General features: G+C 60.8%; 9 protein-coding genes. 5 read left to right on the forward strand and 4 right to left on the reverse strand.

Going from position 1 to position 9,214, the window contains the following annotated elements:
- Positions 1-124: 124 nt before the first annotated feature.
- The gene (locus KGA89_RS28480; RefSeq protein WP_003199314.1) at positions 125-1,162 is read right to left on the reverse strand and encodes a patatin-like phospholipase family protein; all 1,038 of its coding nucleotides are present in this window, start codon (positions 1,160-1,162) and stop codon (positions 125-127) included.
- 207 nt (positions 1,163-1,369) lie between these two features.
- Between KGA89_RS28480 and KGA89_RS28485 the strand changes: the two genes are divergently transcribed.
- From KGA89_RS28485 to KGA89_RS28495, 3 genes are all read left to right on the forward strand, one after another.
- Positions 1,370-1,660: a hypothetical protein gene (locus tag KGA89_RS28485; RefSeq protein ID WP_003199317.1), complete on the forward strand. Its 291-nt coding sequence runs from the start codon at positions 1,370-1,372 to the stop codon at positions 1,658-1,660.
- A gap of 106 nt (positions 1,661-1,766) precedes the next feature.
- Positions 1,767-2,528 carry a CHAD domain-containing protein gene (locus KGA89_RS28490; protein WP_223473101.1) on the forward strand — a complete coding sequence of 254 codons (762 nt, stop codon included), beginning with the start codon at positions 1,767-1,769 and terminating at the stop codon, positions 2,526-2,528.
- Between the two features lie 245 nt (positions 2,529-2,773).
- Positions 2,774-3,571 (forward strand): acyl-CoA thioesterase, encoded by a 798-nt coding sequence (locus tag KGA89_RS28495; RefSeq protein ID WP_027912702.1) that lies wholly within the window; start codon positions 2,774-2,776, stop codon positions 3,569-3,571.
- 11 nt (positions 3,572-3,582) lie between these two features.
- On the opposite strand, the gene KGA89_RS28500 is transcribed toward KGA89_RS28495, so the two are convergent.
- The 3 genes from KGA89_RS28500 to KGA89_RS28510 all read right to left on the reverse strand — a co-directional run bounded on the left by KGA89_RS28500 (position 3,583) and on the right by KGA89_RS28510 (position 6,528).
- Complete coding sequence (locus KGA89_RS28500) at positions 3,583-3,957, reverse strand: terminase (RefSeq protein WP_223473102.1); 375 nt, start codon at positions 3,955-3,957, stop codon at positions 3,583-3,585.
- 141 nt (positions 3,958-4,098) lie between these two features.
- Complete coding sequence (locus KGA89_RS28505; protein ID WP_223473103.1) at positions 4,099-5,580, reverse strand: methyl-accepting chemotaxis protein; 1,482 nt, start codon at positions 5,578-5,580, stop codon at positions 4,099-4,101.
- Between the two features lie 141 nt (positions 5,581-5,721).
- A complete protein-coding gene (locus tag KGA89_RS28510) occupies positions 5,722-6,528 on the reverse strand; it encodes a TatD family hydrolase (protein ID WP_223473104.1) in 807 nt (268 codons plus the stop codon).
- A gap of 237 nt (positions 6,529-6,765) precedes the next feature.
- Between KGA89_RS28510 and KGA89_RS28515 the strand changes: the two genes are divergently transcribed.
- Positions 6,766-8,187 (forward strand): transglycosylase SLT domain-containing protein, encoded by a 1,422-nt coding sequence (locus tag KGA89_RS28515; RefSeq protein WP_223473105.1) that lies wholly within the window; start codon positions 6,766-6,768, stop codon positions 8,185-8,187.
- A gap of 100 nt (positions 8,188-8,287) precedes the next feature.
- Positions 8,288-8,722, forward strand: a complete 435-nt coding sequence (locus tag KGA89_RS28520) for a DoxX family protein (protein ID WP_003199333.1) — start codon at positions 8,288-8,290, stop codon at positions 8,720-8,722.
- Positions 8,723-9,214 lie beyond the last annotated feature (492 nt).

Consider the following 9,214-nt stretch of genomic DNA (forward strand, 5'->3'; position numbering starts at 1 on the left):
GCTTTAGTCTGGTGTTGTCAGGGCTGCCGCCATCGCGAGCAAGCTCGCTCCCACAGGGTTCACTGCAGATCAATGTGGGAGCGAGCTTGCTCGCGAAGAGGCCCGAACAGCCACTCGATATCTCTCAGTTCTGGTCGCTCTCGTACCGATCCAAAGTATCGCTGGCAATCTCCCGCCCCAACGCGATCAGCTCCGGCGCCTTGTAGAACTCGAAGAACCGGCACACCCGTTTTGGCACGTTGATCAGCACATCCGGCGGGTAACCGGCGATCTTGTACTGGGCCAGCGAGGTCTGCATCACTTCGAAACTCTGGTTGATCAAATCCAGCAACGACGCCGGGCCGACGTTATCGATGATGAACGAGCCGGTGGCGGATTTCGGTGCGCCTTCGTTCTCTGGCGCGGCGGCCGGTTGTTGGCCTTCGGGCTCGGCCGAGTCGATCCACGGGTTGATGTCAGCGGCTTCGGCCTTCAAGGCTTCCTGCTCCAGCAGCAACAGCTGCTCGGCCTGCTTGCGGCGAAACGGCAGGCGCGACCCCAGGGAACTGACCAGGGTGTCGAAGCGCCGCCGGAACGCGGCGGGGCGCGGGATCACCGGTAACCGATATTGTTTCTGATTGGTGGCGTTGAGGTTGACCGCGATGATCAGGTCGCAGTGGCTCGACACCACCGGCACGATCGGCAATGGGTTGAGCAGGCCGCCATCCACCAACATGCGGTTGCCTTGCATCACGGGCGTGAACAGGCTGGGAATCGCCGCCGAGGCGCGCATTGCCTGATGCAGGCAACCTTCCTGGAACCAGATTTCCTGCTGGTTGGTCAGGTCGGTCGCGACGGCGGTGTAGGGGATGCGCAATTGTTCAATGTTGATTTCGCCGACGATCTTGCGGATCTGCCCGAAGACCTTTTCGCCACGGATCGCCCCCAGGCGAAAACTGACGTCGACCAGGCGCAGGACGTCCAGATAATCCAGGCTTTCGATCCAGTTGCGGTACTCCTCAAGCTTGCCCGCCGCATAAATCCCCCCCACGACCGCGCCCATGGAACAACCGGCGATGCAAGCAATGTCGTAGCCACGTCGTTCGATTTCTTCGATCACCCCGATATGGGCATAGCCCCGGGCGCCACCCGAACCCAATACCAATGCGACACGTTTTGTCATGACCCGGCCTCTTGTCGAACAGATTTCAACAATGCACCCATCGACGACTTGGCTCAATCGTTGTGGCGCACGCGTCGTTTTTTGACACGCCGTGGCGGCATTTGCGTATGCTCGGCCACACTTGAATTTACGCGGTCAAGCAAGGCACTTTTCGCCGTTGCCACCGTCTTAATAGCACGACTGTTGACCTGACTTGAGGTGTTATTGATGAAAGCCCGGATCCGCCTGCCCTTGGTGGCTTCTTTGATGGTTTTGGCCCTGGCCGGTTGCGCAGGCAAAACCGCTTACCGCGACAGTTGTGGCAGCCAGCTCGACAGTGCCTGGCATGAACTGGACCTGGCCAAGGCCGAAGGTTTTGCCGGCACCGTCAGCTACTCCAAGGCCCTGTCCCTGCTGACGGGCGCCAAGACCCAGCAGCAATTCGAAGCGTTCGAAGGCTGCGCCAAGAAAGCCGAGAAGGCGCGTTTCTACATTCGCGAGTCCCGCGCCGGACGATAAAAGGCAGCGACAAGCAATCAACTGCAAGCTACAAGGGAAGGACGCAGAATCGTTTTTCACTGGTAGCTTGCGGCTTGACGCTCAACGCTGTGTACGGAGTACGTCCATGATCGATCGGCTGGTGGCCCGGATACTGGGCCTGGAAGTCCGCCTGTTGGCCTGTCAGGCCCGCTTGAATGCCCATACCGACAGCGAAGCGCTGCATGACCTGCGGACCACGGTTCGCCGTTTGCGCAGCCTGCTTCGACCATTGCGTGGGTTGCCCGGCGTCGAACAGCTGGAAACGGCTGCTTCGGCGGTCGGCACCCTGACCACGCCCTTGCGCGACCAGGAAGTGTTGGCCGCTTACCTGGAGCAGCATGGCCAGGCCGAGGCGGCGCGGCGACGCCAGCTGCAAATGGCCGAGGCTTATCCCGCCGTGGCCGCGAGTGTTGAACTGGCGCAGTTGCTGATGATCCTCGATGCCTTCCCGCGCTTCATTCGCGCCGCCCAGCGTGAGGGGTTGCTGAAGGGCTTGCGCAAGCGCATCGAAAAGCGTCTGGACAAACAGTGGAAGACGCTCGGCGAAGCCCTGCGTGATCCGGCCCATGACCGCCATCGATTGCGCCTGCTGATCAAGCGCGTGCGCTACGCCATCGAAGCCTACCCTGAACTCGACCGCCTGCCCGAAGCGGCCATGCCCCGGCTCAAGTCCGCCCAGGCCGCGCTGGGTGACTGGCACGATTGCTGGCAATGGCTGGCCAGGGCCAAGGAAGAAACCGATCTGCACGCTTGTGTGCCAACCTGGCACGCCGCGATGGAAAAGGCCGAGGCCAAGTCCGACAAGGTGCTCGACAAGCTGATTGCCAGTTGCTTCGAAAAATCCTGAACCCAGCACATCCCCTGTGGGTCTTCCCCTCTGTGGGAGCGAGCTTGCTCGCGATAGCGGTGGATCAGTTCGCGTACAGATTGACTGATACACCGCTATCGCGAGCAAGCTCGCTCCCACATTGGTTTGGGGGGAATTCAAAGACTGCGGCTTTTCTGTCAGTCTCTTTGGCCGGAATGAGCCCTGTGCCGCCAGCACGGGCTGGTTAAGATCCCTTCATCTTTTTCCCTGTTTTCGAGGTCGTCATGCGCTTTTCCGATTTGATCGATGCCGTGCGCCGGCAGCCAGGTGCGGTGAGCATCGCGCCTGAATGGGGCCAGGGGCGGGCCAGTTTTGGCGGGTTGGTGGCGGCACTGCAATATGAGGCGATGCGTGCCCAAGTGCCGGCGGATCGCCCGGTGCGCTCGCTGGCGATCACCTTTGTCGGCCCGGTCGAACCCGACGTGCCTGTCAGTTTCGAAGTCGACGTATTGCGTGAAGGCAAGGCAGTCAGCCAGGTGTTGGGGCGCGCGGTGCAGAACGGCCAGGTGGTGACCGTGGTGCAAGGCAGCTTCGGTGCATCGCGCTCATCCGTGGTGGCGGTGCAGGCCGATCCCGCGCCAGAATTCAAAAGCGTGGAGCAATGCCAGGAGCTGCCTTATGTCAAAGGCATGACCCCGGAATTCATGCGGCACCTGGCGATGCGCTGGAGCGTTGGCGGCTTGCCATTCAGCGGCAACAAGTCCCGGAGCATGGGCGGTTGGGTGCGTTTGCGCGGGGACGTGAAAGAGGAACCGCTGAACGAAAGCCACATCCTGGCCTTGGTCGATGCCTGGCCTCCAGCCTTATTGCCTCACCTCACGCAAATGGCCCCGGGCAGTACGCTCACTTGGACCATCGAGTTCGTCCAGCCGCTGCTGGAGCTCACGACACTGGACTGGTGCAAGTACCTGGCCGAGATTGAGCACGCCCAGGACGGCTACGGCCATGTCGCCGCGAAGTTCTGGAGCGCCGATGGCCGCTTGATCGCCCTGAGCCGGCAGACGGTCACGATCTTTGGGTAAGGCTGCTCCGGTCAAGGCTTGCGGTTGTGACGGTGGCGCTCCCGCCAGGCGCGCCACCAGCCACCGCTGAGAAAGAACCGTGGGAAAGTCAGGAACTGTTCCACCAGCAGGCGTGACACGGCATCCTTGCGATCGCTGAACGGCTCGGAGGCCTGGGCCTCCAGGCTGTGTCCGTGACGTTGCAAGCCGAGTGCCGCGAGCAGGCCGATGATGCCGATGGCGATATCGCCCAGGCTCAAGCTGAACACCCCCGACGCAATCAGCAGAAACGCGATGATGAACAGCGGCACGGCAATCAGGTGCAACACCAGGTTGGTGGGGTGCCGATGATTGTCTGGGTAGGCGCGCCATTGCCAGGCGGGAAGGTTGGGATGACGTTTGCCCATGATGCTGTTCCTTGAATGAAGCTGAATAATCCAAGGATAGGTCCGGTCGGGTGGGGCGGCGAATGGCGGTTGGCTATCGAAGCGATAGGTGGCCATACAGTTTGCTGTTGTGGCAAGGGGAAACTCGGGCAAGCCAGTGTTCTACAGTTTCAACTGCCCAATCGCCTTGCTCAACTCGCCCGCCAACGTCGCCAGTTCATGGCTGGTGGTGGCTGAGTCGACGGTTTGGCGCACGGTGTTTTCGGTCACGTTGCGAATACTCACCACCGCCCGGTTCATTTCCTCGGCGACATGGCTTTGCTGTTCGGCCGCGACAGCGATCTGGGTGTTGCTTTCGCGCATTTGCGCCACCGCTGCGGTGATCTGTGCCAACGCGTCACCGGCCTCGCGGGCCTGTTGCACGCAATCGTCGGCCTTGAGCGAACTCTCCTGCATGAAGTCCACCGCGTCCCGGGTCCCGGCTTGCAGGGCCGAAACCATGGTGGTGATTTCGTCCGTGGAGGTCTGGACTCGCTTGGCCAGGTTACGCACTTCGTCGGCCACCACGGCAAAGCCTCGGCCCATTTCCCCGGCCCGTGCGGCTTCAATGGCCGCGTTCAGGGCCAGCAGATTGGTCTGTTCGGCGATGCTGTGGATCACACTGACCACGCCATTGATCTTCTGGCTGTCTTCGGCCAGGCGCTGGATCATTTCGGCCGTCTGTTGCACACCCGAAGACAACCCGGTGATCGACTGTTGCACCCGGGCGACCACTTCGTGACCGTTGCCGGCCAGGGTGTCGGCGGTTTTCGACAGGTCGCGGGTGGCGCCGGCATGCTGGGCGATGTGATAAACCGTGGCGGACATTTCGTTGATCGCCGTGGCCGCCTGATCGGTTTCGCTTTGCTGGCCGAGCATGCCGTGGCGAACATCGTTCATGCTCGACGCCAGGCGCGCCGCACCACTGTCCAGCTGCCGGGCGGTGCTGGCTACGGTGTCGACCACCCGTTGATAACCGGCCTGCATGGCGTTGAACGCCGCCGCCATCTGGCCCACTTCGTCCTCGCAGGCCAGAGGCACGCGCGCGGACAGGTCACCGGTTTTTTCCACATGCAGCATCACGTCTTTGAGCGTGTTGAGCTGGCTGAGCAAAAAACGGATCAACAGCTGCGAGGCGCCCAGCATCGCCAGCATCAACACGAACACGGCCACGGCGTAATGGCTGAAGCGTTCACCGAACACTTGGCTCAGGCTCACACCTTGGGCCAACACGGCGAGTTGTCGGCCGTCACCTCGACGGACCACTTGGGCGCCCAGCAGCGGGTCGTCGCCAAACAGCAGCCCGGTGTCGAGTTCGACCCAGCCGTTGGCCTGGGCCAGCGAAGGCAGCGGTTGTTCGTTGAGAACAGGAATCTGGTCGCGCTGGAATGCCAGGAGATAGTCGACCTTGGGCAAAGGCGTTCCGGCAGGCCAGGCATCAAGCAGGTGCGCCTGGGCCTGGGCGTTCGCCTGGGCCGCGTGGTTGCGCGCCTGCTGTTCGAGGTGCACCGCGTAGAGCACCAGCAGCAAGGTGGTGACAAAGGCGACCGCATTGACCGCCCAGAATTTGTATTTCAGCGAGATATTGCTAAGCCAGGCACCCATGGAAGGTCTTCTCTGATAGCGGAAACAGCATTGGCAAGGTGCCATTATTCTGCCGCTACTCAGGTGACGGGATTTTGATATGGGTCAACAGACAACATCGACCCCAGGGTTTTGATGTGGGCCCACAGGGATCTGCAGGGTTCAGGATATTGTGGGTAAACCAAAAAACGCCCGGGCGCAGGCGGTGCTGTGGGCTGCCAGGTCTTCCTGGGTTTCGCCCCGGTGCAAGGCCACTTCGCGCAGGACCTCCGTCAGGTAGGCCGGTTCGTTGCGGCCATTCTTGGGTTTTGGCCGCAGCGTGCGAGGCAGCAGGTACGGCGCGTCGCTTTCGAGCATCAGCCGACCGCGGGGAATTTCGCGCACCAACGGGTGCAGGTGCGTGCCCCGGCGTTCGTCACAGATCCAGCCAGTGATGCCGATGTGCAGGTCCAGGTCGAGATAACTGAACAACGCCTTCTTTTCACCGGTAAAGCAATGCACCACGGCTGCTGGCAACTGATCGCGAAAATCCCGGAGGATGTCCAGCAAGCGCTGATCGGCATCGCGTTCATGCAGGAACACCGGCAATTGCAACTGGACCGCCAAGGCGAGGTGTTCTTCCAGGACCTTTTCCTGTTGCGGTCGGGGAGAGAAGTCCCGGTTGAAATCCAGCCCGCATTCGCCCACCGCGCGCACGCGGCTGTGCATCAGCAGATTCTTGAGGTGCCGGGCGCTGTCGGCGGTCCACTCGCTGGCGCTATGGGGGTGAATGCCGGCTGTGGAAAACAGTCGCTCGCCAGTGTCGTCGAGGTGTTGACACCGTTCCAGAGCCTGTTCGCTGCCCTCGATACTGGTGCCGGTCAAGACCAGTTGGCAGACTCCGGATTCATAGGCGCGCTCGAGCACCGCCTGATGTTTGTCGGCGAAACTGGGGTTGGTCAGGTTGACGCCGATATCGATGAGTTGCATGGTGCTACCTCGGCCCAAAGGCTGGAAAGCATATCAGAGCTGTAGATTTATAAGAAAAGCCAAGAACTACAACGAGTTGAGGCTGTCTGTTAAGGCCGCGAGACACATCGGGTTGGTATAAAAGCCATCACTGTGCCAGTCTTCCGCACTTTTTCAGCGCCCCAGGCGCTCTGTTTCTGTCGACTCAGCCTCGTTTTTTCAAGGGAGGCGGTCCGCAGTATTCCTTCCGGAGAGTGGATGACACGTCCCCAGGTATTGCTACTGTTGTGTTGTTCGCTGTTGTTGCCAATGCCGGCCGAAGCGCGGCTGCCTGGGCCGGTGCAGGCAGTGGCGCCGGGCACGGTGCGCGACCTGGCGCAAATTCGCAGTAGCCGGGTGTTGAAGGTTTTGGTCAACCAGAGCCGCAACAGCTCCGGTGAAGTCCAGGGCCAGCCCATTGGTGTCGAATACCATCGGCTGCGAGCCTTCGAGCAATACCTCAACGGCCACGCCCGGGATGGCCAGGAAATCACCCTCAAGATCATCCCCATGGCCAAGGACCAGTTGCTTGGCGCCTTGCAGCGCGGGGAGGGCGACCTGGTAGCGCCGGGTGAGTTGCTCGAGCTGCAGGCCGGCCATGCGGTCAGCGCCAGCGATCCGATCCGTACCGGCGTGCCGTTGCTGCTGGTGGGTATCAAGGGCGAGAAGCGCTACACCCGTGTGGAGCAACTTTCCGGCAAGACCCTGGCCCTGCCCAACGGCAGCGCGGCGGGGGACGCCGTGAGCCAGATCAACCAGAAACTGGCGCTGCTCAAGCTGCCGTCGGTGAAGGTCGAATGGGTTGATCCCACCCTGGCTGTGGAGGATGTCCTGGAAATGGTCCAGGGTGGGATTTTCCATTTGACCATCGTCGAGCAGCCCATCGCCGAGCGCTGGAGCAAGATCCTGCCCAAGTTGCGCTTCGACCGTCAGGTGCTGATCGGCGAGCCGAGTGACGAGTATTGGTTCGTTCGCCGTGACGCTGCCATGCTGCGGGCGAGCATCGACCGATTCCTGGCGACCTACAAGGTGCCCGCCAACGAGGACGCGGCATTCCTGCGCATTTACCGTCGTTTGTATCAGGTCCACTATCCGCTGGCCCGGGCTGATCGCCAACGCCTGGAAAAACTGCGCCCGGTGCTGCAAAAACATGCCGATGCCCAAGGCATGGACTGGCTCAACCTGGCAGCCCTGGCGTTCAAGGAATCAGCCCTGCAACCCAACGCCCGCAGCGGCACAGGCCCCACCGGCCTGATGCAGATCACCCCATCGGCGGCTCAGCGCGTCGGAGTCGATAACATCCAGAACCTGGATGCCAATGTGCAGGCTGGCGCCAAGTACCTGGCCCTCATCCGCCGCAAGTTCTTTGCCAGCCCCAAGCTCAACGAGCGCGAGCGCATGGCCTTCGTCCTGGCCGCCTACAACATGGGCCCCGAGCGCGTCCAAGGTATGCGAGCCGAGGCCCGGCGGCGGGGACTGAACCCCAACCAGTGGTTTTTCCAGGTCGAGCGCATTGCCATGGAGCAGGTAGGAATGGGCGCCGTCAGCTACGTTAATAGTGTCAATAAGTACTACTTGGCGTTTGATCGTGAGCGAGAGTCGCTGGAGCCTGGAGATCAAAAGGTCGCCCAGCGAAAATAATCGATAAATTCGATTTGTATCTCGCATTTTTTGCGCTTTTGGTACAGGTTTTTTTGATTAATATAGCGACCAACAACCACATACCTAGGGATGAACCCGCATGAGCTCGTTGATCAATAAAGTCTTGTTTACCCGCGCTGGCTACGGCCTGACTGTCCTGCGCATCGCTGTCGGCATCATTTTCGCCGCCCATGGCTCGCAGAAACTCTTCGGCCTGTTCGGTGGCTACGGCTTGGCAGGTACCGCGCAGTGGATGGAAAGCATCGGCCTGACCCCGGGCTACGTGATGGCGACACTGGCGGGCGGCACCGAGTTTTTCGCCGGCCTGGCGCTGATCATCGGTTTGCTGGCGCGTCCTGCGGCACTGGGCCTGGCCTTTCTGTCGCTGGTGGCGATTTTCTCCGTGCACATCGGTAACGGCTTGTTCATGGCCAACAACGGTTATGAGTTTGCCCTGGCGTTGCTGGCGGGCAGTATTGCCGTGCTGATCGAAGGGGCGGGCAAGCTGTCGGTCGATCGCGCCATCGCGGGTTGATTGCACGATTGGAACCCGTCTTGTACGTGATGCTGTTCACTTCGAAAAAGCGGCGCTTCTTCCAGAAATGGGAAAGCGCCGTTTTTTTGGTTTTGTTGTTTTGGCTGTGGGAGCAAAGCTTGCTCGCGAAGGCGGTGTGTCAGTTTGCGGTGATGTTGGATGTGCCGGCCTCATCGCGAGCAAGCTCGCTCCCACAGTGGTTTTGTGTCGGACATAATTTTGTGTCCACTGGAGATTCTGTGTGGGAGCGAGCTTGCTCGCGATAGCGTTGGCTCAGCCCCAAAGATGCCGGAGTGCGGGCACACCGAGCCTAGGCGAGGTGCCGAGTGGTGGGGCAAAGCGCTTTTGGTTACTTTTGGGCTTTCCAAAAGTGACCCGCCGTAAGGGCCAGCCCTTTCAAGGTCTTTTGGCTTTAGCGGCCTTGAGCACCCGATCCGTCGACACGTGAGCATTCGCGGCTTTGCCTTCCAGCCACTCTTTGGATTTGGGCAC

Origin of the sequence: Pseudomonas sp. A-RE-22 (assembly GCF_019956035.1) — a bacterium.
In the GTDB taxonomy this organism is placed as follows: domain Bacteria; phylum Pseudomonadota; class Gammaproteobacteria; order Pseudomonadales; family Pseudomonadaceae; genus Aquipseudomonas; species Aquipseudomonas brassicacearum.

Coding starts and splice junctions, on each gene's coding strand:
- KGA89_RS28480 (WP_003199314.1), bottom strand. CDS start 1,162: ATGACAAAACGTGTCGCATTGGTATTGGGTTCGGGTGGCGCCCGGGGC.
- KGA89_RS28485 (WP_003199317.1), top strand. CDS start 1,370: ATGAAAGCCCGGATCCGCCTGCCCTTGGTGGCTTCTTTGATGGTTTTG.
- KGA89_RS28490 (WP_223473101.1), top strand. CDS start 1,767: ATGATCGATCGGCTGGTGGCCCGGATACTGGGCCTGGAAGTCCGCCTG.
- KGA89_RS28495 (WP_027912702.1), top strand. CDS start 2,774: ATGCGCTTTTCCGATTTGATCGATGCCGTGCGCCGGCAGCCAGGTGCG.
- KGA89_RS28500 (WP_223473102.1), bottom strand. CDS start 3,957: ATGGGCAAACGTCATCCCAACCTTCCCGCCTGGCAATGGCGCGCCTAC.
- KGA89_RS28505 (WP_223473103.1), bottom strand. CDS start 5,580: ATGGGTGCCTGGCTTAGCAATATCTCGCTGAAATACAAATTCTGGGCG.
- KGA89_RS28510 (WP_223473104.1), bottom strand. CDS start 6,528: ATGCAACTCATCGATATCGGCGTCAACCTGACCAACCCCAGTTTCGCC.
- KGA89_RS28515 (WP_223473105.1), top strand. CDS start 6,766: ATGACACGTCCCCAGGTATTGCTACTGTTGTGTTGTTCGCTGTTGTTG.
- KGA89_RS28520 (WP_003199333.1), top strand. CDS start 8,288: ATGAGCTCGTTGATCAATAAAGTCTTGTTTACCCGCGCTGGCTACGGC.